The organism is Paenibacillus sp. YPG26, assembly GCF_023704175.1.
Taxonomy (GTDB): Bacteria; Bacillota; Bacilli; order Paenibacillales; family Paenibacillaceae; genus Fontibacillus.
In genome coordinates this window covers 1,761,136-1,785,525 of record NZ_CP084530.1, presented here as the reverse complement: position 1 = coordinate 1,785,525, position 24,390 = coordinate 1,761,136, and the positions used below count along the sequence as shown (strand labels likewise).

At 47.8% G+C, this 24,390-nt stretch carries 26 protein-coding genes and 1 other annotated feature; of the genes, 2 read left to right on the top strand and 24 right to left on the bottom strand.

The window, feature by feature from the left end; translation table 11 throughout:
• Positions 1-197 precede the first annotated feature (197 nt).
• The 17 genes from LDO05_RS08375 to LDO05_RS08295 form a co-directional block, all read right to left on the bottom strand.
• Complete coding sequence (locus LDO05_RS08375) at positions 198-851, bottom strand: DUF3939 domain-containing protein (RefSeq protein WP_251378381.1); 654 nt, start codon at positions 849-851, stop codon at positions 198-200.
• Positions 852-977: 126 nt separating this feature from the next.
• A complete protein-coding gene (locus LDO05_RS08370; protein ID WP_251378666.1) occupies positions 978-1,325 on the bottom strand; it encodes a 2Fe-2S iron-sulfur cluster-binding protein in 348 nt (115 codons plus the stop codon).
• Entirely contained in the window at positions 1,315-1,929 is a 615-nt protein-coding gene (locus tag LDO05_RS08365; protein ID WP_251378380.1) for a hypothetical protein, read from the bottom strand. The genes LDO05_RS08370 and LDO05_RS08365 overlap by 11 nt, the downstream gene beginning before the upstream one ends.
• Positions 1,930-1,966: 37 nt before the next feature.
• Positions 1,967-2,137, bottom strand: coding sequence for a DUF2768 family protein (locus LDO05_RS08360; protein WP_481857031.1), 171 nt, complete (start codon positions 2,135-2,137; stop codon positions 1,967-1,969).
• 152 nt (positions 2,138-2,289) lie between these two features.
• Positions 2,290-2,565, bottom strand: a complete 276-nt coding sequence (locus LDO05_RS08355; protein WP_251378379.1) for a stage VI sporulation protein F — start codon at positions 2,563-2,565, stop codon at positions 2,290-2,292.
• Between the two features lie 74 nt (positions 2,566-2,639).
• The gene (locus LDO05_RS08350) at positions 2,640-3,680 is read right to left on the bottom strand and encodes an NAD(P)H-dependent glycerol-3-phosphate dehydrogenase (RefSeq protein ID WP_251378378.1); all 1,041 of its coding nucleotides are present in this window, start codon (positions 3,678-3,680) and stop codon (positions 2,640-2,642) included.
• Positions 3,673-4,287, bottom strand: coding sequence for a glycerol-3-phosphate 1-O-acyltransferase PlsY (gene plsY, locus LDO05_RS08345; RefSeq protein WP_251378377.1), 615 nt, complete (start codon positions 4,285-4,287; stop codon positions 3,673-3,675). Before plsY ends, LDO05_RS08350 begins: the two co-directional genes overlap by 8 nt.
• Before the next feature lie 11 nt (positions 4,288-4,298).
• On the bottom strand, positions 4,299-5,621 hold the full coding sequence (gene der, locus LDO05_RS08340) for a ribosome biogenesis GTPase Der (protein ID WP_251378376.1): 1,323 nt from the start codon (positions 5,619-5,621) through the stop codon (positions 4,299-4,301).
• A gap of 250 nt (positions 5,622-5,871) precedes the next feature.
• Positions 5,872-7,119, bottom strand: a complete 1,248-nt coding sequence (gene rpsA / locus LDO05_RS08335) for a 30S ribosomal protein S1 (RefSeq protein ID WP_251378375.1) — start codon at positions 7,117-7,119, stop codon at positions 5,872-5,874.
• 133 nt (positions 7,120-7,252) lie between these two features.
• A complete protein-coding gene (locus LDO05_RS08330) occupies positions 7,253-7,834 on the bottom strand; it encodes a lysophospholipid acyltransferase family protein (protein WP_251378374.1) in 582 nt (193 codons plus the stop codon).
• Complete coding sequence (gene cmk / locus LDO05_RS08325; RefSeq protein WP_251378373.1) at positions 7,831-8,538, bottom strand: (d)CMP kinase; 708 nt, start codon at positions 8,536-8,538, stop codon at positions 7,831-7,833. The genes LDO05_RS08330 and cmk overlap by 4 nt, the downstream gene beginning before the upstream one ends.
• Positions 8,539-8,635: 97 nt before the next feature.
• Positions 8,636-8,881, bottom strand: a complete 246-nt coding sequence (locus LDO05_RS08320) for a hypothetical protein (RefSeq protein ID WP_251378372.1) — start codon at positions 8,879-8,881, stop codon at positions 8,636-8,638.
• Positions 8,882-8,951: 70 nt separating this feature from the next.
• Positions 8,952-9,605: a flagellar brake protein gene (locus tag LDO05_RS08315; protein ID WP_251378371.1), complete on the bottom strand. Its 654-nt coding sequence runs from the start codon at positions 9,603-9,605 to the stop codon at positions 8,952-8,954.
• A 122-nt stretch (positions 9,606-9,727) separates the two neighbouring features.
• Complete coding sequence (gene ypeB / locus LDO05_RS08310) at positions 9,728-11,089, bottom strand: germination protein YpeB (protein WP_251378370.1); 1,362 nt, start codon at positions 11,087-11,089, stop codon at positions 9,728-9,730.
• A 309-nt stretch (positions 11,090-11,398) separates the two neighbouring features.
• Positions 11,399-12,088 (bottom strand): glutamic-type intramembrane protease PrsW, encoded by a 690-nt coding sequence (gene prsW / locus LDO05_RS08305; protein ID WP_251378369.1) that lies wholly within the window; start codon positions 12,086-12,088, stop codon positions 11,399-11,401.
• 101 nt (positions 12,089-12,189) lie between these two features.
• Positions 12,190-12,804 (bottom strand): genetic competence negative regulator, encoded by a 615-nt coding sequence (locus LDO05_RS08300; protein WP_251378368.1) that lies wholly within the window; start codon positions 12,802-12,804, stop codon positions 12,190-12,192.
• 281 nt (positions 12,805-13,085) lie between these two features.
• Entirely contained in the window at positions 13,086-13,421 is a 336-nt protein-coding gene (locus tag LDO05_RS08295) for a hypothetical protein (RefSeq protein ID WP_251378367.1), read from the bottom strand.
• An 84-nt stretch (positions 13,422-13,505) separates the two neighbouring features.
• On the opposite strand from LDO05_RS08295, the gene LDO05_RS08290 reads away from it, so the two are divergent.
• Positions 13,506-14,423, top strand: coding sequence for a polysaccharide deacetylase family protein (locus LDO05_RS08290; protein ID WP_481857030.1), 918 nt, complete (start codon positions 13,506-13,508; stop codon positions 14,421-14,423).
• Between the two features lie 140 nt (positions 14,424-14,563).
• Here LDO05_RS08290 and LDO05_RS08285 read toward each other — a convergent pair.
• The 3 genes from LDO05_RS08285 to LDO05_RS08275 all read right to left on the bottom strand — a co-directional run bounded on the left by LDO05_RS08285 (position 14,564) and on the right by LDO05_RS08275 (position 16,823).
• A protein-coding gene (locus tag LDO05_RS08285; RefSeq protein WP_481856993.1) for an IS3 family transposase occupies positions 14,564-15,726 on the bottom strand; the annotation gives its coding sequence in 2 pieces (ribosomal slippage) (positions 14,564-15,462 and positions 15,462-15,726; 1,164 coding nt in all).
• 120 nt (positions 15,727-15,846) lie between these two features.
• Complete coding sequence (locus LDO05_RS08280; protein ID WP_251378365.1) at positions 15,847-16,233, bottom strand: hypothetical protein; 387 nt, start codon at positions 16,231-16,233, stop codon at positions 15,847-15,849.
• A complete protein-coding gene (locus LDO05_RS08275) occupies positions 16,230-16,823 on the bottom strand; it encodes a CPBP family intramembrane glutamic endopeptidase (protein ID WP_251378364.1) in 594 nt (197 codons plus the stop codon). The genes LDO05_RS08280 and LDO05_RS08275 overlap by 4 nt, the downstream gene beginning before the upstream one ends.
• Positions 16,824-16,961: 138 nt before the next feature.
• Positions 16,962-17,189, top strand: a binding site (T-box leader).
• A gap of 184 nt (positions 17,190-17,373) precedes the next feature.
• Between LDO05_RS08275 and serA the strand changes: the two genes are divergently transcribed.
• Positions 17,374-18,966 carry a phosphoglycerate dehydrogenase gene (gene serA, locus LDO05_RS08270; protein WP_251378363.1) on the top strand — a complete coding sequence of 531 codons (1,593 nt, stop codon included), beginning with the start codon at positions 17,374-17,376 and terminating at the stop codon, positions 18,964-18,966.
• Positions 18,967-19,112: 146 nt separating this feature from the next.
• Here serA and LDO05_RS08265 read toward each other — a convergent pair whose 3' ends face one another.
• From LDO05_RS08265 to resB, 4 genes are all read right to left on the bottom strand, one after another.
• Positions 19,113-20,561 carry an ATP-binding protein gene (locus tag LDO05_RS08265; protein WP_251378362.1) on the bottom strand — a complete coding sequence of 483 codons (1,449 nt, stop codon included), beginning with the start codon at positions 20,559-20,561 and terminating at the stop codon, positions 19,113-19,115.
• On the bottom strand, positions 20,562-21,278 hold the full coding sequence (locus LDO05_RS08260; RefSeq protein WP_127197807.1) for a response regulator transcription factor: 717 nt from the start codon (positions 21,276-21,278) through the stop codon (positions 20,562-20,564).
• A 167-nt stretch (positions 21,279-21,445) separates the two neighbouring features.
• Positions 21,446-22,717, bottom strand: a complete 1,272-nt coding sequence (gene ccsA, locus LDO05_RS08255) for a cytochrome c biogenesis protein CcsA (protein WP_251378361.1) — start codon at positions 22,715-22,717, stop codon at positions 21,446-21,448.
• Complete coding sequence (gene resB / locus LDO05_RS08250; protein ID WP_251378360.1) at positions 22,714-24,387, bottom strand: cytochrome c biogenesis protein ResB; 1,674 nt, start codon at positions 24,385-24,387, stop codon at positions 22,714-22,716. Before resB ends, ccsA begins: the two co-directional genes overlap by 4 nt.
• Between the last annotated feature and the right edge of the window lie 3 nt (positions 24,388-24,390).

Here is a 24,390-nt window from a genome sequence, read left to right as displayed (position 1 = left end):
GGACTAGTACCATCATATGTACCAGATGCGGAAATATGACAGATATAAGAAGCGCCTATTATATTTTTAGTTCCGGAACTAATGGATTGGACCACGATCACCGGAACATCCGCCATATTGTATATGTATGGTGAATCTATAAGTTATATGACGTCAAAATAGGAGACTTTGACATAAAAAAAGACCCTTACGGGTCTTTATTCACTCACAGCAACAGGCTGGTTATTCTGCCAGCGATAAGGCAGGGATTTGACAGGCACATAGTAAGAGTGCTCAAGAAGGAGGACTCTGAGATCTGTATCAGAAGCCGGAGTGCCACCAGACTTTTCTACAGCCTGCATAATATCCAGCGCGTAATCCACATACACCCGACCGCCTGGGTCAAGGATGTAATCGGACTCCTGTCCGGAATAAAAGCTTGTCCAGACGAGCGATTCACTTTTAATCGCCTTAAGATCCACAGAATAAATGCCTGGATACAGCTCCTTTTGAACTGGAAGCTTCCCTTGATGGCTGCTCTTGTACTGATCAACCGCACGCTGAATATCATTGACCTTCTGCACGGTGGTCAGCTCCATAACTTTCACAACCGGCTTTGTCTCTTCATCCAGGATCAGGAAATAAGCTGACCCTCCTTGTTCAAAAGCGGTTGCCGGGATCTCATCGATGTACCCCGTTTTGTTCAGCTTATCCAGATCAATTCTGAACTTCTCGAACCGGGGAATAGATGCGTCCGCATTAAGTATGGGAAGGATGCCCTTGTCTTTCTGGAACTGATCTACAGCAAGCTGCAGACGGTTCACACTCTCACGGTATGACACCTGATTGCCACGGCTTTCTCTAGGATACATACATCCTCCGAGCAGGCTAATAAGAAACGCGCAAGTGAGGATCACAGCAGCACAACGCGAATACAACCGTACAGTTCTGTTATTCAAACTTCTCATCCTTATCCAATAATATGAATGTCTTCAGACTTACCATAAGTCATCTTCCTGCTGCCTCTCGAGCTGCTTGCGTACAGCAGCCTTAAGAGGATCTTCGGGCAGCACAACTAGCGCTGGACCCGTAATCTTCGCCTGGCAGGCCAGTCTGTCGCCATCGTCAATTCTGGAACCAAGCTTGCGAAGCTCAGCTTCAGTGGGAGCCGAGAGTCCGGCTTGCCCTGGTCCCTGAACATTAACTTTACACATAAGGCAGCCCGCTTTACCGCCGCAGCGGGTAGTAATGTGGATACGCCCCTGACGGGCGGCCGACAGCACCGTTGTTCCCCCGCGTACCTTCACCTTTTTACCTGCCGGTTCAAACCTGATTTCATAATCCATCAAGAATGCCTCGTTCCTCCAGTTGACTGGAAATAATATGCAAGTGCTCTTGAGCCCACACATTTCGCCTAATCAGATTCCGGAGCAGCGGAAGATGCTCTCTCGCATGAAGGCAGATCACTTCGACAATAGGCACATACCGATCCGGCCTGTTCCGCAATATATTGAACAAAAATTCGTGGCTTAACGGCATTAATCTAATCCGCTCGGCACCAAGCTGTACTGAGGATGCTTGATCAATCAGCAGCTCTCCAACTTCAACCCGGTAATGGCTGCCCCCTGTCTTAACCTCGAATCCGCCGACCAATTCAAGCACATATGGCCCCATCTGATAATGACTTAGAAGAGATACATACATTCCACTTCTATCGAAGACTTGCTTGTCGATGGATCTGGGCTGCAGAATCTCGTGAAGTGTGTGAGCCTCCGCAAGGTCTGTATACACGTCAATGTCCCTCGGTGCGTTGTCAAGTTCCACACCCTGAAGCCACAGCCCACAGCTGCCTCCAACAAGCCAGCCCTGCCGGCTGTTCTCCCACTCTTGTGCTAATCTGCGAAGAGCGCTAATTAGCTCCGGATGATGGGCATGTCTGAATCCTTCCATCACTATACCTCTTTCTAGTGAACTGCTCGCTGGGCCTCTAAGTGATGGACACAACGCCTACCAAGAAACCTGCAATCATAATAATAAAAGCAATTAAAGAAAGTAACCCTCTAACCAGACCCCTAGTCTTGGCCCGGGCGAATGTAATGAGAAATACGGATAATCCCATGACAAGAATGGCCGCAATCGAGAGCCACATTTTGGTCATTGCATCCATGCGTGCTAGTTCCCCCATCGTTAATTAGTATGATCAACATTATAGCACTCTCCAAAAAAAAGGGCTATGACACGCTAAAAAGACCCATGACGGCTGCTTTGCCAGCATGGGTCTTCTCTCAAACTTAAAAAGGAGTGCACCGTTTATTTTTTGAGCATTAGCTTCATTAGAGCTTCCATATTATTAGGATTCATTCCACTCTTCTTCACAGCTCCAACAATTTCAGAAATTGTTGCCTCAGACACGGGCACATTGGCCATAGCCGATACCTGCTTAATCAATTGCCGCAGCTGCGTCTCACTCTGGAGCGTAGAAGGCTTGACGGTACTCGCGAGCTTCTTCACCGCATTCTCCGTAATCGGCTTGCCCGTCTTCTTGTTAATCGCATTCAGAGCTTCTTTAGAGATGTTCTTGTTCAATATTCTTCCCTCCTCCGGCAGTCGTCACACTTAATGTATGACTCGCGCACAGAAAAGGTTCGGGCAGTCTTTGCTTAGGTATGCCATTGTTCCCAGGTTTCCTGGGACATGATCTCCATTTCCGTCTTACGGTCCCGGCCCATCAAGGCCTCTACAGCCGTTTTCGGAGACATATCCTCGAACAATACATGATAGAGCTGGGCTGCGATCGGCATCTGCACACCATATTTCTCAGACATCGTATGAGCGGCCTTTGTAGTTCTTATCCCCTCAACCACCATGCCCATGGATTCCAGGACCTCCTGGAGCGGCTTGCCTTGACCGAGCAGCGATCCGGCACGCCAATTGCGGCTGTGCTGACTTGTTGCGGTAACAACTAAGTCACCGATTCCAGCAAGTCCAGAGAAGGTAAGCGGATTGGCTCCCATTTCCACACCGATCCTGGTAATTTCGGCCAGTCCCCGGGTCAGAAGCGCTGCTTTCGCGTTATCTCCGAATCCAAGTCCGTCCGACATGCCTGCTCCAAGAGCAATAATGTTCTTCAAAGCCCCGGCAAGTTCAACTCCAACCACATCCCGGTTCGTATAGACACGGAAATTATTGTTCATGAACAGATCTTGGGCTCGCTTTGCCTGATTCTCTTCCAATGAAGCGACTACCACAGTTGTAGGGCAGCGTTTGACGACTTCCTCGGCATGACTTGGGCCGGACAGAACCACGATATGTCCTTCCTCGCATCCGAGCTCTTCGGCGATCACCGTAGAGATCCGCTTCAGCGTCTCTGTCTCGAAGCCCTTGGTCGCATGTACGACCAGCATGTCTTCAGTCCAATACTGCTTCAGCTGACGGGATACCTCACGAACCGCAGAGGATGGCGCCACCATGATTACAGCCTGCGCTCCGCTCACCGCTTCTTTCATATCTGTTGTAGCATAAATATTTGGAGGCAGAGCAACCTCAGGCAGATAGCGCCCATTTGTATGCTCCTTGTTGATTTCCTCTGCCTGCTTCTCGGTTCGCGTCCAAAGCGATACATGTATCCCTTTATCGGCAAGAACACTAGCCAAGGCAGTCCCCCAGCTTCCCGCAACTAGAACAGCAGCTTTACTAAACAACCCTGCTTCCCCCTTTGGATCCCAGTTTGTTCTCTTTACCCTGCGCAATTTTCACAATGTTCGTGCGATGTCTCCAGAAAGCGAATACACCAATAATTAGGCTGGTCCAGAAATAAGGTCCGATTGGTCCCATAATCAGCAGGAAAATAGGAGTCAGACCGACAAAAAGCAGAGAACCAAGTGAAACATACCGGGTAATAGCAATTAAAGCAATGGCAATAATACCTGCGTACAACGCAGGGAAGAAAGCAAGAGACGCCATCACCCCAATGGTGGTAGCGATCCCTTTGCCCCCGCGAAACCGGAAGTACACCGGCCAGTTATGACCCATAATGGCTGCGATGCCACAGATGGCCGGTACCCATTCTGAACCACCACCCAGCCAGCGTCCAAGCCAGATTGCTGCGATTCCTTTGAGCATATCCAGCACGAGAACAAGAATAGCAGGACCTTTGCCAAGCACACGAAGCGTATTGGTTGCCCCCGCATTCCCACTGCCATGCTGGCGTATATCAATGCCTTTCAAAGTTCGTGCCAGCACCACGCTAAAGCTGACTGAACCTAACAAATAGCTGAGAATTACCGCAAGAATAGATGTTAAGCTCACACTTCTCTCTCCTAACCTTCGTCCGATTTACGGCGGGTGAACAACCGGATCGGTGTGCCTTCAAAGTCAAATGCTGCCCGGATTTTATTCTCCAAATAACGTTCGTAAGAGAAATGCATCAATTCCGGATCATTAACGAAGACAACAATGGTCGGCGGCTTAACCGTAACCTGAGTGACATAATTAATTCTCATCCTGCGTCCTTTGTCCGTTGGCGGAGGGTTAATAGCAACAGCATCAGAGACCACATCGTTCAGCAAATGGGTCTGTACGCGTCTGGCATGCTGTTCAGCCACGTGCTGTACCACAGGAAGCAGCTTCTGAAGACGCTGCTTGGTCAGCGCGGACAAGAATACAACAGGTGCATAAGTCATGAACAAGAAGTGATCGCGGATCTTCTTCTCAAAATTATTCATCGTCTTGTCGTCCTTCTCTACAGCATCCCATTTGTTCACAACAAATATAGATGCTCTGCCGGCTTCATAAGCATAACCCGCAATGTGCTTATCCTGCTCAATAATGCCTTCTTCCCCATTGATCACGACAAGCACCACATCTGCGCGCTCAATCGCTTTCATTGCACGCATGACGCTGTATTTCTCCGTCGTCTCGTACACCTTGCCTCTTTTTCTCATTCCGGCAGTATCAATCAAGACGTAGCGCTGACCATCCTTCTCAAAAGGAGTATCAATCGCGTCCCGTGTTGTTCCCGCCACATCACTGACGATGACGCGCTCTTCCCCGAGGATGGCATTAACCAATGAAGACTTGCCAACATTCGGCCGGCCGATCAGGGCAACCCGAATCACATCTTCATCATATTCCTCATCCTTAAGCTCAGGCAGGTTCTCAACAATCGCATCAAGCAAATCACCGACACCCGTTCCATGGCTGCCTGATACTCCGATTGGATCTCCAAAACCAAGATTGTAGAATTCATAAATATGATCAGCCCGGCCTAAATTATCCACTTTATTCACAGCGAGGATAATTGGCTTGCCGGAACGGTACAAGAGTGTAGCCACTTCTTCATCCGACTGAGTCAAGCCCGATTTGGCGTCACACATGAAAATAATGACGTCCGCCTCTTCGATGGCCAGTTCTGCCTGCATCCGAATGGATTTCAGAATCATGTCTTCCCCGTCCAGCTCAATACCTCCGGTATCAATAATGCTGAACGATTTGCCGTTCCATTCCCCGATGCCGTAGATACGGTCACGGGTAATCCCCGGTTTATCTTCCACAATGGCCAATCGTTCGCCGATAATGCGGTTGAAAATCGTAGATTTCCCCACATTTGGACGTCCAACTATAGCCACAACGGGTCTTGCCATATGAACTCCTCCTAAATGTTTACGTAAGCCTGCTTAACTTTATAACATAAGCTGAAGTAGTGATGAACTCAACTACATGAAGTTTTGCCATACAGACCGATCTCGCAAACCTTGTCTTGTTGACTCGTAACTCATCATAGCAAAAAATAACTTAATTGGCTAACCATCCATGTAAACTTGACTCAAACTATAAAAAAACCGGCGAACCCGTCACGAGTTCGCCGATTCCTCTCTTCATGGTAAGAATGTATTATTTGAGTTTGCTCAGCTTATCGCCGAAGCGCTCTCCAAGTGTGATGCTAAGACCTTGATTGCTCAGAGATACGTTAGGATTGTTATTGATATCCTCACGGTTCACACGGTCAGCACCGCCGCCTCTTCTTTCCGTTCTATCAGGTTTAGCCTCTTGAGCAGGAGCTTCTTCAGTCTCCTTGATGCTCAGACTAACGCGTTTCTCGGAAGGATTCACATCAAGAATTTTGACTTGGACCGTTTCGCCCTCTTTAAGTACTTCTTGTGGTGTACCGATATGTTTGTGGGAGATTTGGGAAATATGAACCAGACCTTCAACCCCTGGAGCGATCTCAACAAAAGCTCCGAAAGTAACAAGACGCTTCACTTCACCGCTAACGATGTCGCCAGTCTTGAAGAGCTCTGCCGCAGTCTCCCAAGGTCCAGGCGCAGCAGCTTTGATACTCAAGCTGATCTTGCCTTTCTCCGGATCTACCTTCAGAACCTTAACTTTCACTTCATCGCCTTCAGAAAGAACATCAGCTGGCTTCTCAACGTGATTCCAAGCGATTTCGGATACGTGAACAAGACCATCCACGCCGCCTACATCAACGAATGCACCGAATTGAGTCAGACGCTGTACTTTACCGTCGATCAGTTGTCCTTCTTTAATGCTTTCCATAACTTTCAGCTTGTTTTGTTCGAACTCTTCATCCAGAACATCTTTGGCTGAAAGAATGACTTTGTTGTTCTCACGGTCGATTTCTTTCACTTTAACGCGCAGTGTGCGGCCTTTGTAGTCACTGAAATCTTCTACAAAGTGACGCTCTACCATGGAAGCTGGAATGAATCCGCGAACGCCCACATCGGCAACGATTCCGCCTTTAACTACATCAGCAACCGTTACTTCAAATGTTTCTTTGTTCTCGAAGCGCTGAGTAAGGACATCCCATGCGTTCTCGCTGTCGATTGCACGTTTGGAAAGAACCAGTCTTTCTTTCTCGTCATCGATGCTTACCACTTTAGCTTCAACTTCTTGACCTACCTCAACCGCATCTGCAGCGTTATCCAAATGAACAGAAGATAGCTCACGAATAGGAATGACGCCGTCATATTTATATCCAATGCTTACGTAAGCTTGGTTGTCTTCAACTTTAACGATAGATCCTTTGACGGTGTCACCTTTCTTGATGGACACGATTTGCTCCAACTCATCTTGATTTGTCACTTCAGCATTGTCCTGCTGACCTTTGATTTCTTCCGACATCTCAATACCCTCCTCGATTCAAAACCCCATTTATTTAAACCCGCGGCTAGCGTGGTTCAAAACATGCATTATGCAATAGCTTTCCATAACTTCCTAATGTTCATGCATGTTCTGGCCCGTGAATACGGGTCTTTTATCCGCGGGCTTTAAGCTCCGCAATGTGCTGCATGATCTTAGCAGTGGCCAGCTCGAGCGAATCCGGAGACGGTGTCTCACGAAATTCAGATAGATCCACTGGTGCACCATAAATTACTTTGGTTCTGCGAAATAATTTATAATTCCCAATAATGGCAGCAGGAATGACAGCCGCATCACTACGTAGCGCAAAGCTTGCCGCGCCTTTCATAGCCATTCCGCTCTCCCCTGAGCTCGAACGTCTTCCTTCAGGGAAGATACCCATAACTTTGCCGCTTCGCAGCAGCGTCAAAGATGTTTTGATCGATTCTTTGCTAACGCCTCCACGTTTGACGGGGAAGGCGCCGAGCTGCTTAATGAGCCATCCGAGTACGGGAACCTCGAAAAGCTCCGCTTTTGCCATGAAATGAACTTTGCGGTCTAACAGAATACCGACCGTAGGCGGATCGAAATTACTGATATGATTAGAACATAGCAGCACGCCGCCTTCTTTCGGAATATTCTCAAGCCCTATTCCTTTAAGTCTGAATAGAAACTTGTAAATAACCCTGAGCGCTCCGCGAACTAGGTAATAAATCATATCTGTCCTCTATCCTTCCCATACGTTCTGCACAGCGAAATGATCGTCTCAGACACCTCAGACAAGCTCATATTCGTTGTATCCAGAAATTCAGCATCCTCTGCCCGGCGAAGCGGCGATATCTCGCGTTCTTCATCCAAGCGGTCCCGCTCAGCAATATCACGCTCAAGCTGTTCCAAGGTGATGGCAACCGTATCTTTAATTTCATTATAACGGCGCCGTGCCCGTTCCTGCACACTTGCGGTCATAAAAATTTTAACTTCCGCATCAGGGAGTACGGTAGTGCCGATATCGCGACCGTCCATGACGACGCCTTTGCGCAAAGCCATTTGCCGCTGCAATGAAACCAGCAGGTTGCGCAGCCCCTCGATTTGCGCATATCGGGACACCTTGGCGTTCACCGCGAGTGAACGGATCTGGTCGCTGACGTCCTCACCGTTAACCAGCACTTTCTGGCCATCTACTCCCGGTATCAATTCAATAACCATGTTTCGAGCCGTTTGAAGCACCTTTTGCTCTTCTTCCGGTTCAATTCCTTTGAGAAGCATGTACCACGTAACTGCCCGGTACATCGCCCCTGTGTCTACATAGACATAAGCAAGAGCTCCTGCCACCATTCGGGCGATTGTGCTTTTGCCGGCCCCAGCAGGTCCGTCTATTGCGATGTTGATCTTCCCGCTCTCGTGTGACTGATGACTTGCCAACGGGGTATTCCTCCTCAAACAATGGCCTCAATAAAAAAGCAGGCATTGCCTGCGACGTGAAAATTATACCACACAACATAGGGTGATGCAAAAGCGTTCATTTACCGGTAAATTTTTCAATTAGCTTCTGCAGAGGTGGTAATGGCTTACCCTCATAACGTTCAGCAGAAGAAAGCACTGTTCTGAACGAAGGAATTCTCAGCAGACCCTGAAACAGGATAACCCCAACCACCAATGCTATCAGCAGCATAATCATGATTTTGTGAACCTGGTTGCTAAACCTCAGGAACAAAGACTCATATTCTTGTTCTAACGAACTATACTTACTGTCCTCCTGCGCCATGAACACGTTCTCCTCCGCTGGATTTACGTTTACCGTGCCCAGACAAGAGGAAATTCATCCATATTAAGCATTATCGGTTACGGAAATCAAACTGCCGTTCAAAACAGTATTTGATCAGCTTCTGACGCTCCATATCGGAGATGCTCTCGAACTTCATCATGACCAGACTTCTTCCGGTCTCAAGCTTCTTCATACGAACAATCTCGGCTTCAATAGGAACGTGTTCGATTGAACCATTCTTATAAGGAAGAAGGATCCAGCAGTGAAGGATATCCCCTTCAACCAGGCTGTAGTTAGTCTCACAATAGAACGAGAACCCCCCGCCGCCGATATCTTCGGTACGGGCCACGAACCTTATATTCCCCGGTGTCTTGACCGCCACCTCCAGATCAGCGGTAACCCGGAGGAAATTCCGGCGCTGTATCCTTGTAATGGAATCCGGGTCTGGCTTACGAATTCGTACCAGCTTGATATTATCACTGACAAAGCCAAGCACGTAGGTGCTGAAATAATTTTTGACACCCTCGTCCGCCAGAAAATAGCCCGACAGCTCATCGCCCATGTACAGCTTCTTCATCCCGCCGCCATCAACAGGAATCGGCACCTCAATCAAATAGGAATCTTCTTCTATTTCGGAGATACGTGATTTGTATTCGATTTTCTCTTCCTTCTCAACTTCTGAAGCAATCTGTATATATACAAGATCATTGATTTTGGGAAGCAACCTGTCCACCTGCCCGCATGAATTTATGTCCATCTGACATTATAGCATGGCGGCAGTAAGCGTGAAGACTAACTTCACAAAAAAAGCATTCTTCCATAACGGGGAAGAATGCTTGTGCTCACTTATTTTAGAGAAGCGGCTTGGCGTCCAGAGCGTATTTCCTCTACAGCTTCCTCGGCACCCGTGTTCCCATTGATGAAAATACGGTACTGAGAACCGTTTATCCGGCCGCCAAACTCATAAGTCACCACCCGCTCTGACTGCTCGTTCTCAATGAGAGCTTTGCGGTGATAGGTCACTTTAAGATCCGAATTCAAAAACTTGCGGGCATCGGCTAACGAAAGCTTTGGCTGCATTACTTCAGGCTTATTATCACGTTCATATACATAGTCACTAGCCTGCAGTCCGATTACTTGTCCGTTATCCAGCGCAACGCGCACGGTTACTTTCTCCGGATATAAGTAGATGTCGTCATGCTTAGTTACGTACGTCAGGTTCGCGATGTTATCCGAGGGATCGTAGACGATAGCCTGCATGTCCTTATAACCTTTGTCCTTCAGGAACTGGGCTGCACTCCGGTGGGCTTCATCATCCGAAATGGAACGGTTATTGACCTGCCGGGTATAGTTATAAGCAATTACGTGTCCACCATTCTTGGTGAAATCGATCGTCATCCGGTCGCCTTTGGACTTCCCGGGCAGAACGGCGGTGAATGAGGACCATTCCGTCCCTTTTCCATTCTCGGTTACTTCGACTTGAGACGCGTCCGTGTATCCGGCGAAATCAACTGCCTTCTCTTTAATCTGTTCTACGGTAGTAGGGGCGCCGCTCAGCTTCTTGACTGAACGCTTATTGTAAATACTGAGCACGGAAGGCCCCCAGTCGAGCTCTGGATACTCACTGACCTTCTTGTCAACTGTTTTGAAGCCGTCAATAATGGTATTATCCTGGGCCTTATGTTCACTTGCGAGAGCTGTCTCCACATCCATCCATCTCAAGTGATGATTAATAACCTTCCCTTGAACCTTCTGGATTTCGGATGAAATCTCGTTAGAAGTCTTGTACAGCTCCTTCAGATTCTTGAGCTCTTTGTCAGTCAAAGGCTGCTTTGTCAGATCGCGGTTGGCGGTCTGGTAAGAGAACTTGGCTATCTTGGACAGGAACTCTTCCGTCTTATTGAAGTGTAAAAGGGTAAGCGGGAGCTGATTGATCTCATTTTGCGCTTCACTGGTGATCCGCCACAGATTCATTAGACCTTTGCGGTGCATTGGTGTGGACGCTGAATGAACGGCTAGCGTATTCCCGATCTCCCCGTGCAGGCGGTCTACATGATAGGACAGATCATGAAAGGCCCGCTGATACTGGTTCTCTGCTTTAATCAGAATCGAGTTCTTCTCCTGGTTCTCTTGATAACCCCAGATGAGAGCCCCGATTAGCAAGATTGCACTTAGGGGGAATAGAACAGCACTTAATCTCTTGTACATACAAATTCACGAGCTCCTTTCTTCAAGTAACTGCCATTAGTTTGACAAGAAGAAAGAAGCTTTATGCATGAACTTGGAATCCCTCAGATTCAGAGCGTCTCTTCCTGAATTTCAAAATGATGCATATTATCACAGACGCACATCTTGAACCCCGTCTCAATACGCCCGCTTTCCTTCTTCCCCCGCAAAACAAACCGTTCTCCGCAATTTTTACATATTATTTTCACTTTTATCCGCATAATAAAAAGCACCCTTTCTTAAGTGGGATGATTCATCGCCTTAAGATAGGGTGCCCAATTATAACCAGAATTAATCGCTGCCTCCAGCTTCCGTAAGCCGGAACGGTGATCTGTCATTGGCACGGTACATCTTGCCGATTCCACCGAACCAGAGAAACGCCATCAAAGGAATAATATACCAAATCCAGTATTGCGTAGTGTAATTAAGGATCCAATCATATACCCCATGCCAGAATACAGGCATCAGCAGGGAAAAGAGCAGGAATTTGTGTCTCTTATGCCCGACAGAGAACTTGGACCGGCCTAAATAATAACCCATAATAACGCCGAACATGGCATGTCCCGATACCGGAAGAAGAGCACGGACAAGAAGCACATCTACAGATGCCTGATGGGCAAGAGCAAATATCACATTCTCCACCGTAGCAAAACCAAGCGATACCGCCGTTGCATACACAATTCCATCATAAGGTTCATCAAACTCCATATGGTTGTAGATCATATGATACAGCACGAACCATTTGATGAGCTCCTCAATCCCTGCAGAGACAAGAAAAGATTCAACCAATGAATGACTCCCAAGCCAATAGGTCATTCCCCGCTGAAGAATCATGATCGGCAGTACGATCAGGAATCCGAGCAGAAATATCTTGATTACCATATGAAGAGGCTCAGAATCGTATTTATCCTTCAAATAAAAATAGGTAAGCAGCGCGACCCCTGGAGCCACCGCTGCAGTTCCTATAGCAAGCCAAAGCAACGGCTTCTCCTCCTTTTGTTGTCGCCGCCCTACCTAATGCAAGCGGCGGTTCCCAAGTAACCGCCGCCCTAAGTTGCATATCTGCAAGTATCTATTATAGCTTAAGTCTGACGCTTGAAATGCTCGCAAATTACACGGATTGCATTCTCTGCCATCACAAGCTTACCATATTCTTCGAGTACAGCTGGAGTAACTGAGGTTGCTTCTCCATACTCGGCTAATACCGCAATAAGTGCAGGGTGCTTACCTTCATCTAAGTCATCAGGCTCGAAGTGTAGAATCCATTTCCCTTTATAATTAAATAATCTGCCGGTCTCGGTAATCGTTGGCTGCAAAACATGAGCGGCTTCGATCAATGCTTCAAAATCATTAAAAGCATAGACAATAGCATCGCTTAGTTCGAGCGTGACTTCCATTTCATAAATTTCTTCCGGCATTTCATCCTCATGCAATGAACCAAATTGATGATTCTCATATTTCCCCCGTGTCACAATGACGACCATTCCCTGTGCGGGAAGAGCGAACACTTCAACGGCAAGAGGACCTGAGGCATCAAAGCCTACTTCACTATAAGCTTGATCCATCATTTCAGTGAACAGATCATGGACTTTAGGAATCTCCTGCCACATGTCCTCTTTCTGAATGCCTCTCTCGCTAAGATCGTCAAAAGTGAGGAAAATCCGTATCTTATCCTGGCCCAATCTTTCTATCTTCATATACAGGATCCTCCTCTCCAAGCCGAGTTTATCAACAGTTTGTGGTACCTGTTTTATATTGTGCTGGAAATGGTTCTATGTAAGTATGTTATCATTTATTTTCTTCAAATGCACGCAAATATACAGATTGAGCTAAAGAAATAAGCCTTAAATTCTGGTTATATCAATAAGATATAGAATTCTGTTCCCAGGATCAGCCGGTCCGGGCATACTGATGACAAAAGAATCACTTCCTGGTACGCCGAGGGCGCCGGAAATGATTCTTTTGTTGTTAAATCCGTTTATAAACCTGGTATGACTGTACCTGTCTCTTTGAGGATTTGCTCCACTTCCCGGTGAAGGCCTGGATTCCCCTTGATAATACTCTTGATTGTGTTCAAGTTGGATTCCTTCGAATTAGCCGAGCTGGCCGGCGCTGAACTGGGAGTCACCTGGCCCGCATGGGAGCCGAAAGACGAGGCTGCAGACCCTGTGGAGGAGCACTCATGCTTCTTATTGGTGAGTCCAGACAAGTTCAGCGACCCGGCTGAGCTTAACAAATGGGATTGTCTCTTGCTTAACCAGACAGCACCTGCCGCACCTAGAATCAGACCTCCTATAAATGAGGAAGAATTCACGTTAAACACCTCCTTGTATGTTAGAATCGTATGTAGTGTTAGCCAAACGAAGCCAACTCATGCGGGTGGAATACAGAAAGCGAGATGAGATTATTGTTGAAGAGAAAGCTTCTATTCTTAGCCGCCTCATTCTTAATCTTAAGTGCATGCGGACAGAATACAGACAAGCCCCCAAGTGACTTGAATGCTAATAACAGCGGTCAAGCCCGGACACAGACCCAAGCTGAGCCCACTGCCCCACTGGACAAGCCTGCTCAGGATACAGACACGAATGCAGACAATAAGCCGGGAACCAGATCACCTGCCAAGGACGACCAAAACAAGGCGAGCGCGGTTCCGGAGATTAAATACCACATGAACAAAGCCTACAACATTGTCCCGAACGAAAAAGGTGTGGAGAGTAAAGTCGTTCTTCTGACCTTCGATGATGGACCGAAGGACCAAAAGTGGATAAATGGTATTATTGATGTGCTTGATAAGCATAAAGCCAAGGCTATCTTCTTCGTCAACGGATACCGCATCAAAGAGAACCCCGAGCTGCTCAAGCTCATTCACGACCGGGGTCAGCCCATTGGCAATCACAGCTGGGACCACATTTCTCTCAAATCACAGCCCCTCCCCAAGGTGAGGAAGCAGATTGAGGATGTTCAGAAGACCGTTAAGGAGTTGACGGGTGAAACCCCTGTGTTCTTCCGTCCCCCTTTTGGTGAGGGTGGAGAGACCGCGCGCCAAGTCGCCAAGGAGAATAAGCTGCTCTATATGACGTGGTCTAACGGATCACTTGATTGGACTCTGAAGACTAAGAACAAGAGCACCAATCCGGATAAAGTCGTCAAAAATGTTCTCGATCAGCTCCATCCGGGTGCAAATATTCTCATGCATGAGCTTCCTTGGACTGTTGAAGCCTTGGATACCCTATTAACAAAGCTTACGGATAAAGGCTACAGCTTCGTGGATCCGGCAAGCATCTCTTTAGAACCCCCGGCAGCTACGGGCAAGTGATCCATGTATCCTGCTTCGTGCAATACAACTGCCAGGCGCTTCTGTCAGCTATTAATCGTTAAGATGGCCTTAATTCACTTCATAAAAAGCCAAAGAACTGGTCATACCCCTGTCAAGTAGACAGGTCTAAAAAGACATGTTTAAGCAGCAACCGTTTCTCGGTATTCAACCGGGGAACGGTTGTTTAGTTTTTTCTGGAATCTACTTTGGTTATAAAATGAAATATACTCGCGCACCTGTTTTTCTACCTCAGCTAAGGTTTGGGGCTTGCTTAAATATATCTTTTCCGTCTTCAGATGAGAAAAGAAGGATTCTATGCATGCATTGTCCAGACAGTTTCCGCGTCTGGAATGGCTTCCGAGGATCCCAAGTCCAGTAAGTTTACGGTTAAATGGTTTGGAGGTGTATTGAAATCCCTGGTCTGAATGGAGAATAGCTCCCTCCAAATTTACATCTTTACTTAACGCGTCTAGCGTTTCGTTGACCAGAGCCAGATCGTTTCGTTCCGAAAGGTGCCATGCTACGATCTCGTTGTTATACAGATCCTGGATCGCCGAAAGGTAGACAAACCGTTCCCCAACCCGTATGTAGGTAATGTCGGTAGCCAGTTTAGATAAAGGAGTATCCGCCTGAAATTGACGATCCAGCCGATTGGGATTCACGACAGAAGCCTGTTTACCGAAAAAACGACGCTTCTTTCGAATGGCCGACTGAATCCCCAATTTCTTCATAATCCGGTAGACCCTTTTGTGGTTAACTACGAGGCCTTCTTTCCGTAAAGCAACCGTCATACGCAGATAACCAAAGTAGGGATGAAGGCGGTGGAGCGACAACATATGAGCTTCCAGTAGCTTGTCCCTTTCTTTACGCTGCCAGGCTGTCTGCTGAGCCCTTCTCCATTTGTAATAGCCTGCTCGTGAAACATGGGCTACCTCTAATAGCCATTTCAGTGAATACCTCTCTCGCATTTCCTCGATGATTCCGAACCTGGTTGCTTTCTTCGTCACTCCTTGTGCAGATTTGGATACTGCTTTTTTAAATATTCAATCTCCGCTCGTAGATACGCCATTTCTTCTTCCATGCTGGAAAACTTCGTTTTCGGTCGTCCTCGTCTTGGGCTAGTTGGCTCTAAAATCTCACCTGTTCGATATTTTGTTGCCCAGGTTTGTACCTGAGACTTATTACGAACGCCCAACTGTTTCGCCACTTCACGAATACTCCTCTGCTCCTCGTTCACCAACCGGACTGCCTCCATCTTTAATTCCAAGGAGTACTTCCGAAAGGTTTGCCCCTTTTTGGCCATGAAAAATCCCCTCCGCTCAACAAGAATTAAATCCATCTTACCAGATGTCTTTTTTCTCTTGTCTACTAGAAGGGGATAATACCAAACAGCAGTCTCCATTAAACGGAGACTGCTGTTCTGCTAGTGTTGTTTGCCCCAGGTCGATTGCTGCATACCCCAGAAGAACAATAAAATTAAAAGTGCAATAAAAATAATAACCAGAGAATTATAGAACCATTTAGTCCATTTGATCCTCTGAGAAGGGTACACTTCTCTTCTTGGAGGCATCTCTGCGGCTGACATTTCGTCCTCAGCTATTATAGCGGAAGAAGGTTCATCAAGTTCAATATTATCTACGACGGGGGCAGACACCTGTCTATCCGTCCTGTTCCCGTGAATTTTACTTCTGCTGAGCCGTACCTGATCTCCAATCGCCCCTTCGGTCACCTGTGCTGCCCTATCCCGAACCGCTCTTATCTCATGCTGCTTGCGGCTGTACCGCTCTACTCTGCTCAAGCGCTCGTTCATCTTGCCCTCCGAAATCGAATAATCATTCCAGACACCAGGTCTATGATGAAATGGCACACAATAGGTGCCCATAACGTTCCTGAATGAATGTAGATGTAACCCAGTCCATAACTGCTAAGAAATACCCAGCCTGTCGGAATCCAGTGCTTCAAATATCTTATATGAATAATAGCAAAAATAATGCTTGTCCAGTAGGGACCAATGGCATGCTGAATTGCCCCGCGGAATAGGAGCTCCTCACAAATCGCGACAAAAGCCGCAATAAGGATAATGTGCCATACAGGTCTTTTTCTAAATAGCATTTCGTTAATGCCGCCATCATCCATGCTTTCTTCCGGAATCACTTTGGACAGCACCAGATCAATGGTGAACATTAGTCCGGCAAGCCCCGCCCCCCAATACAGAAATCCAAGACCTTCCGGGAGCTCAAACAGCTTCATAAGACTTTGTTTCTGGAAGAACACTACAATAAGACCAATGAGTAAGGCCAGACCCTGGGTAATATACAAATTAATTAATAATAGCCGCTCATTCAGCTGCCCTGGCTCAATAGGCTTAATCTCGATCTTGCCAAACTTGAATTTTTTCATTAGGGTGTCTGTCCTTTAAAGTATAATATGAAAATCATACCCAAAAACGGCTGGAGATTCAAGAACGGGCAGAATGCTGTTACTTATGCTATTGACACTCTTCGAGAGGCTATGATACATTATGGAAAAATTAGTTCGCCAAACACGTTGAAGGAAAAAAGTCACTTTGAAGCTTACAGAGAGTCGGTGGTTGCTGCAAACCGGCAGCTAAGATGTGGTCTTTAGCACTCCTGAGTTATTATACCGAACATTGTAGTAGGTGTAATCGGATTAACTCCGTTATCATTTTGTCTAACCAGACACTGAGGCTGTTCCTGCAAAGGACAGTGAATTAGGGTGGTACCACGATCAACTTTCGTCCCTTACTACGGTAGTAGTATGCGGGTCGGGAGTTTTTTTATTTATATTTTCCCTTTGTCACGTTGCTGCTATAATGAATTAAAGAGAGTATTTTAAGGATTCAGCCATTTTTTTGGCGGGCCTTTTAATTAATAATGTCGAATATAGGTACCTATATTACGAGCATTCAATTTTGGAGGAGGAAATCAACATGTATAAGGTGTTAGTATCGGATCCGATCAGTGATCTAGGGATTCAACAGCTCGTTGATGCAGAAGATGTCGTAGTAGAGAAAAAGACTGGGCTAAGTGAGGAAGAATTAATCCGCATTATCCCCGAGTACGACGCACTTCTCGTTCGCAGCCAAACAACAGTTACTGAGAAAATCATGGCAGCCGGTGAGCGCCTCAAAGTAGTAGGCCGTGCCGGTGTTGGTGTCGACAATATTAACCTTGAAGCAGCTACGCAGCGCGGAATCATTGTTATTAATGCTCCTGATGGTAACACCATCACTACCTGTGAGCATGCCTTGGCCATGATGATGGCCCTTGCCAGACATATTCCACAAGCCTATGCCAAGACCATTAGCGGAACCTGGGACCGCAAGTCCTTCCTTGGTGTCGAGCTCCGCAACAAAACCCTTGGTGTTCTGGGAATGGGACGCATCGGAAGTGAAGTTGCCAAGCGTGCCAAAGCTTTTGGTATGGACATCCTCGGTTATGACCCGTTCCTTACTGAAGAACGTGCCGAGAAGCTGGGTGTGAAGCTTGCAAGCGTTGATGATATTGTTCGTAACGCGGACTTCATCACTGTACACACACCATTAACGCCTGAGACACGCGGAATCATCTCCACACCTCAATTCGCGGTTATGAAGAAAGGCATGCGCATCATTAACTGTGCCCGCGGGGGAGTTATCGATGAGAATGCGCTTGTTGAAGCTGTGAATCAAGGAATCGTAGCCGGAGCAGCTTTCGACGTATTTGAACATGAGCCGCCACAGCCAGATCATCCGTTCTTGAACAACCCGAAGATTATTGTAACTCCTCACTTGGGTGCTTCAACGATTGAAGCTCAAGAGAACGTGGCTATCGATGTATCTGAGCAGGTTCTGCACATCCTGAGAGACGAGCCATTCAAGAATGCGGTGAACATGCCTCCGGTTGCTCCAAGCGTGATGAACAAGCTTCAACCATACTTCGGACTGGGTGAAAAGCTGGGTACGATCGCAGCTCAAATCAATAATGAAGCTGTTAAAGAGATTGTCGTTAACTATGCAGGCGACCTGTCCGAAGTGGACACTCAGCCTCTTACCCGCTATATTGTTAAAGGCCTTCTCTCCCGTCATTTCGGAAATGATGTGAATATTGTCAACTCCATGCACTTGGCTAAAGCTCGTGATATCGATGTGGTTGTATCCAAATCTACAGCAACCAAAGACTTCACGAACCTGATCAGCGTATCCCTCAAGCTTCAAAGCGGCGAAGAGCAGCGCGTTGCGGGAACTCTGCTATCCGGATATGGAGACCGTGTTGTACAAATCAACAAATTCCCTGTCGATATCGAGCCTAAAGGTAACCTGATCTACATCTCCCATAATGACAAACCAGGTATTATTGGTAAAGTCGGCACACTTCTTGGAAATAATGATGTGAACATCGCTGCGATGCAAGTTGGACGTAAAATCGTTGGCGGTGAGGCCATCATGGTGCTGACAGTCGATAAGGCTGTATCAAAGGAAGTGCTTGAAGAGTTGATCAAGCTTCCAGAGATCAATGCGGCACAAGAAATTGTCCTTTCCTAATAACCGGAATATTTAGACTCTACAAAAAGAGCTGTCCTTCATAGAAGGACAGCTCTTTTGACTTGGATATAGGGCAATTGTTCCACGGAGAACAAGATTAATCTTCGGCGTTCAACAAAAAACCATGTATTCTCTCAGCAATGTGATTAAGACTCCTGTCTTTCGACAGGCAGCAGAAGCTTGAAGGTTGTACCCTGTCCGACTTCACTGCTGGCGGTAATGGTACCGTGGTGGGCTTCGACAATATTTTTCACAATCGCAAGACCTAGCCCTGTTCCTCCGGTCTCTTCACGCACCCTTGCCTTGTCGGCTTTGTAGAAGCGTTCAAAAATGTATGGCAGGTCATCAGGCGGGATACCTCCTCCTTCATCCTTGATCTCAATACGAAGCTCACGCTTACCACGTTGAGTCATGAGCTGGGCCTGAATCTCAATTCTCTTGCCGCTCGGAGTATGCCTGAACGCATTATCGAGCAGATTGGTCAGTACCTGTTCAAGGCGGTCTTCGTTCGCTTCCTCCAAAACCAGGCTATCCATAAGCTCATGCAAGATCAGCTCTATCTCACGGTCTTTCGCCCGGACACTGAACTTGCGGTATACCCGCTCAAGCAGCTCCTTGACATCCAGCGGCCGCATCACCATATCTGTATGCCCTGCTTCCATACGTGCAAGGTCAAGCAGGTCCTTGACCAGCCTGCCCATACGTAGGGACTCGTCATGAATGACCTGTACAAGCTCTTCACTTTCCTCCGGAGAAGCGGCCATACCGTCCAGCAGAGCTTCGCTGTAGCCCTGCATCATAGAGAGCGGTGTCCGGATCTCATGCGAGACGTTAGCGACAAAGTCACGCCGCATCTTCTCAAGCCTTACCTCTTCCGTAACATTACGCAGGACGGCCACAGCTCCCCTTATATCCCCGTCCGAGGCCAGGGGTGCCATATGAACGGACCAGACCCCCTGCTTGACGTGCACATTCGCGCTCTGGTCCCCGCCTTCACTCAGTACTCTTGTGAACATTGGGAGCAGCGGCTCGGGCACCCTGGGTTGGCCTGAACGCCTGGATTCCGGATGAGCCAAGCTGTCCTCTTCATCAAGCAGACTGCTCCACGAATGCATAACCGCATCTCCTGGCGGATTGGTCAAGATAACGGAGCCCTCGATGTCCATGGTGATTACCGCATCATTCATACTGCGGAGGACACTCGACAAATGCTCTTTCTCATGATTCAAGCTTCGAATTGTATTCTCAAGTTCTTCAGCCATATGGTTGAAGGAATTGGCAAGCTCCCCGATCTCATCACTAGTACGAAGAGATAGTCTGGTGTCGTATTTCCCTTTCCGTACAGAATCGGCAGCCCGGATCAGCTGCTGCATCGGAAGCGTTATTTTGTTGAACAGAATAAGCGCGAAGAACGTGGTCATCGAGAACCCGATGATAGATACCATGGTGAACAGCTTTTTGATCGCACCCGAATTCGTAAAGTTGGTATCTATGTAAGGCAGCAGGAAAAGGCCGAGTATCATAAGGACACTGCCGACTAGACAAATGATCGTAATCCACAGCTTACCTACGAGCGTTCTCCAGAATCTTTTCACCTATTTAGCCACCTCGAGCTTGTAACCGACACCCCATACTGTGGTAATCATGCCCGCTGACTCCGGTGATACCTTATTCAGCTTCTCACGCAGCCGCTTCACATGGGTGTCCACCGTACGGAGATCACCGAAGAATTCATAATTCCATACATCCTTAAGGAGCTCTTCACGAGAGAATACTTTATCCGGCGATACAGCCAAGTAATGAAGCAGTTCGTATTCTTTTGGCGTTAGGCTGACCTCGTGTCCGCTGGCCGTTACCCGGTGAGCATCATGCTCAATAATGAGATTCGGGAAAACAATATTGTTGCTTGTCCCACTCTCCTTGGACAAATAAGCTGTAGCCGAGGATCTCCGAAGGATAGCCTTGACTCTATATATAACCTCACGCGGACTGAACGGCTTCACGACATAATCGTCGGCGCCAACCTCAAAGCCCTGTACCCGGTTAATCTCCTCACCCTTTGCCGTCAGCATGAGTACGGGTGTAGATTTGACCTGTCTGAGCCGGTTACAGACCTCGACTCCATCGATGCCAGGAAGCATCACATCAAGCAGAATCAGGCCATAATCGCCTGTGCTTGCCTTGCGCAGCGCCGTCTCACCATCTTCCGCCTCATCAATCTCGTAGCCTTCCTTCTCAAGGTACATCTTGAGCAGGCGGCGTATACGCTCCTCATCATCCACTACCAGAATGCGGTTCAATTGATCTGACATTGACAACAACCCCTTTTATCTTCTTCCCTAATCCTCTCGAAGAGCAAATCTGAAACCAGTGTGTACAATAAGGAATGAACTAAAGACAGTATACCTCAATTGATGCCCTGATAAGAAGCACTCAAGACTGAGTATATAATATCTTTAGTTCAATTTAGGCTCAAATATTAATCTGTCCCTGCATAGGAGTGCAGTCCCGCAATAACCAGATTCACCCCAACGAGTGTGAACATGATGACCAGGAAGCCCAGCACCGCAATCCAGGAAGCCTTCCGGCCCTGGAAGCCTCGCGACAGCCGCAGATGCAGATAGGCGCTGTAATACAGCCAGCTAATGAGTGCCCAGACCTCCTTCGGGTCCCAACCCCAGAACCGGCCCCAGGCCTGCTGGGCCCAGATCATCGCGAAGACAAGAGCGCCCAGGGTAAAGATCGGGAAGCCGATCGCAATCGCGCGGTAACTGATTTCATCCAGGTCATCCGGGTCTAATCCTTTTAAGAGCGGAGACACCAGCTTACCCAAGGGGCGGCGTACCAACAGCCTTAGAAGCAGATATATAATCGCGCCCGCAACAATGGACCATACGATCGTATTGAGCTTCCGCCCAGCCGTTCCCCCCTCTACCCAGGAAGGAGCATGAAGCAGCGGTTCATTCATCCCGATGAAGCTCTGCATACTCTCCACCTTGCTGTCATAAGGAGCCACGATAGGAGGCAGGTTGTACTCCACTTTGTTCACTTTGGTCGTGGATACACCTGCCGAATCCACCGAAATCTGTTCATTTGAGAATACCGCCTGATAGCCTGCAGCACGGAAAGCAAAGACAGCAACTATAAAGCCGACAACTATGATTATGGAGAACATAGTGAACTCCACCCACCACTTTTGCCGGCGGTCCACTTTCTCCTTGCCCTCAAAGTTCACGGTACGCAGCAGATACATAAACGCCGCTGCGAAGCCGACCGCGAAGAAAGCTTCACCCGTCGCAGCCAGTGTAACGTGAATATACAGCCAGATCGACTTCAGCGATGGAATAAGCGGCTGAACTTCAGCCGGGAAGACAGCCGCATAAGCCATTACAATGACCGCAACCGGCAGCGCGAACAAGCCAAGCAGGGTTTTGCGGTAGATGATGAAGACGATCGTAAAAGCAACCATGATCATCATAGATAAAAAGGACATAAACTCATACATGTTACTGACCGGAATCCGTCCAGCCCCCGCCCAGCGGGTCCCGAAGTATAATAGATGTCCAAGCAAGCCCGCAGTGGAGATGAAGAAGGAGATGCGGCCCCATTTACGCTCGTGACTCACCGGTTCCCGATTTCTCCAGCTTTTCCCGATTACAGCAATTGCATAGGCTATAAAGGCTATACAGTATAAGAAGAAAGAATACATAAAGGCCTGTTTACTAATTTCCAATAAATCCTGTGAGCTCATTCTTGGTTCCTCCCGTTATCCAGAGACTTCTCATCTACGTCAACACCCAGCGGCTTCAGGATGGAGACCACTTCACGGCGAAGACCGAAGAAATTCTTGGTCGTATGTCCGCCTAAGGTAAGCTGCCCATCATCAATACGGAGCCAGATCCGCCGGTGTGTCCAGTAGAACCCGAGCACAAGCCCAAGCATGACTATCGCAAGACCCGTCCATACGAACGGCATCGCGCGGTCTATGCGAATATTAAGGTAGCTCGTTGATTTTATGATATCGACATCATCCATCGTCTTGACATCAAGATCCAGCTTCTTCTCTACTCCGCCCAGCTTCTCATTTATCAAATCCTGCTGAAACCGCTCTTTATCGATCTGCTTCGGAAAGTAAATAAACTGAGCGCCTCCCTCCGGAAGGGAAGGCCCCTTCACCAGGAAGAGGAATGCCGGTGCGTTCGGGTTCGGCGATTTGGAGGTTGGCTCCCCATCCTCATTCAGCATAAAGTCCATATACTTGTTCTTAAGCTCAAGGGTATAGGGTCCAAGTGAATAACTCCGTTCCGGGTTCATCATATCGAGCTTCAGCTTCCCGTATTCTTCTCCGGTTACTTTATTAACCAGCACCGGCTCAACAGATCGGAGCTTGGGAGTAAGATCGAAATCATACTGATACGCTATGAGTCCCTTGTAATCCAGCGGCTTGTTCACTTCAATATCATGCCTCGCCACTTCCTTCAGCGCCGGGGTCTTGGACGGGTCATCACAGTTCGCCGTACATTCATACAAGACTGCCTTGGTCTGATACAGCTTCGGGAGGATCTTGCCTGTGTTCCGGAACTCTTCAGGAAGCTCCTGCTCACTGTAATATTCCACCTTGAACTGCTCATTCTTCAAATAGAAAGTGGTCCCCGGAATCCGCTTAACTTCCCCCTCCGGGAAGCTGACATGCTCATCCATATGGAGCCCCGGCAGTCCTCTAAATAGAACAGCCAGCAAGAATATGATTAGACCAATGTGGATGACATAAGGCCCCCAACGGCTAAATCTTTGTTTCTCCGCTAGCAGAGCCGTATCTTCACTATGAACCCGGTATCCTTTTTTCTTCAAAACCGGAGTCGCCCGTTTTATCCAATCCTCGGCTTTTTCTTGAACAGGTCCCTGGTAGACAACACGCTGGCGGGTCAGAAATTCCATGTGCTTCTTGATCTTCTGTTTGGATAGCGCCTTGTACAGTGGCAGCACGCGGTCCAGACTGCATATGACAAGCGATGAGCCGATCAGGACAAGGAGCAGAATGAACCACCATGAATTATATGTATCCGCAAGTCCCAGAGCATAATATATTTCTCCCAGCGTTCCGTAGGTCTTCTTATAGTACTCATCCGGATTTGGCAGATTAACGAATGTGCTTACCTGCGGATAGATGGTACCGAGCATGGCGCCAAGTAACGTGAGGATAATCAGATAGATTGCAACCTTAACGGAGGAGAAGAAGTTCCAGATCTGATCGATGAAATTCGGATTCGCACGCTGGGAACGACGTGCCGCTCCGTCATAGCGCATCTCCAATATCTCTCCAGCCTCGCCAAGCTCAATCAGCGGTTTGCCGCATGCCTCGCAGAGTACCGTGCCCACGCGGTTCTGGTGTCCGCATTCACATTTTGTATTACTAATCATGAT

Bases quoted from the DNA above. Each gene is read 5' to 3' on its own strand.
- LDO05_RS08375 (WP_251378381.1), bottom strand. From the start codon at position 851: ATGTATCCTAGAGAAAGCCGTGGCAATCAGGTGTCATACCGTGAGAGT.
- LDO05_RS08370 (WP_251378666.1), bottom strand. From the start codon at position 1,325: ATGGATTATGAAATCAGGTTTGAACCGGCAGGTAAAAAGGTGAAGGTA.
- LDO05_RS08365 (WP_251378380.1), bottom strand. From the start codon at position 1,929: ATGGAAGGATTCAGACATGCCCATCATCCGGAGCTAATTAGCGCTCTT.
- LDO05_RS08360 (WP_481857031.1), bottom strand. From the start codon at position 2,137: ATGACCAAAATGTGGCTCTCGATTGCGGCCATTCTTGTCATGGGATTA.
- der (WP_251378376.1), bottom strand. From the start codon at position 5,621: ATGGCAAGACCCGTTGTGGCTATAGTTGGACGTCCAAATGTGGGGAAA.
- rpsA (WP_251378375.1), bottom strand. From the start codon at position 7,119: ATGTCGGAAGAAATCAAAGGTCAGCAGGACAATGCTGAAGTGACAAAT.
- LDO05_RS08330 (WP_251378374.1), bottom strand. From the start codon at position 7,834: ATGATTTATTACCTAGTTCGCGGAGCGCTCAGGGTTATTTACAAGTTT.
- LDO05_RS08320 (WP_251378372.1), bottom strand. From the start codon at position 8,881: ATGGCGCAGGAGGACAGTAAGTATAGTTCGTTAGAACAAGAATATGAG.
- ypeB (WP_251378370.1), bottom strand. From the start codon at position 11,089: ATGTACAAGAGATTAAGTGCTGTTCTATTCCCCCTAAGTGCAATCTTG.
- LDO05_RS08300 (WP_251378368.1), bottom strand. From the start codon at position 12,804: ATGAAGATAGAAAGATTGGGCCAGGATAAGATACGGATTTTCCTCACT.
- LDO05_RS08290 (WP_481857030.1), top strand. From the start codon at position 13,506: ATGAGATTATTGTTGAAGAGAAAGCTTCTATTCTTAGCCGCCTCATTC.
- LDO05_RS08280 (WP_251378365.1), bottom strand. From the start codon at position 16,233: ATGAACGAGCGCTTGAGCAGAGTAGAGCGGTACAGCCGCAAGCAGCAT.
- LDO05_RS08275 (WP_251378364.1), bottom strand. From the start codon at position 16,823: ATGAAAAAATTCAAGTTTGGCAAGATCGAGATTAAGCCTATTGAGCCA.
- serA (WP_251378363.1), top strand. From the start codon at position 17,374: ATGTATAAGGTGTTAGTATCGGATCCGATCAGTGATCTAGGGATTCAA.
- LDO05_RS08260 (WP_127197807.1), bottom strand. From the start codon at position 21,278: ATGTCAGATCAATTGAACCGCATTCTGGTAGTGGATGATGAGGAGCGT.
- ccsA (WP_251378361.1), bottom strand. From the start codon at position 22,717: ATGAGCTCACAGGATTTATTGGAAATTAGTAAACAGGCCTTTATGTAT.
- resB (WP_251378360.1), bottom strand. From the start codon at position 24,387: ATGATTAGTAATACAAAATGTGAATGCGGACACCAGAACCGCGTGGGC.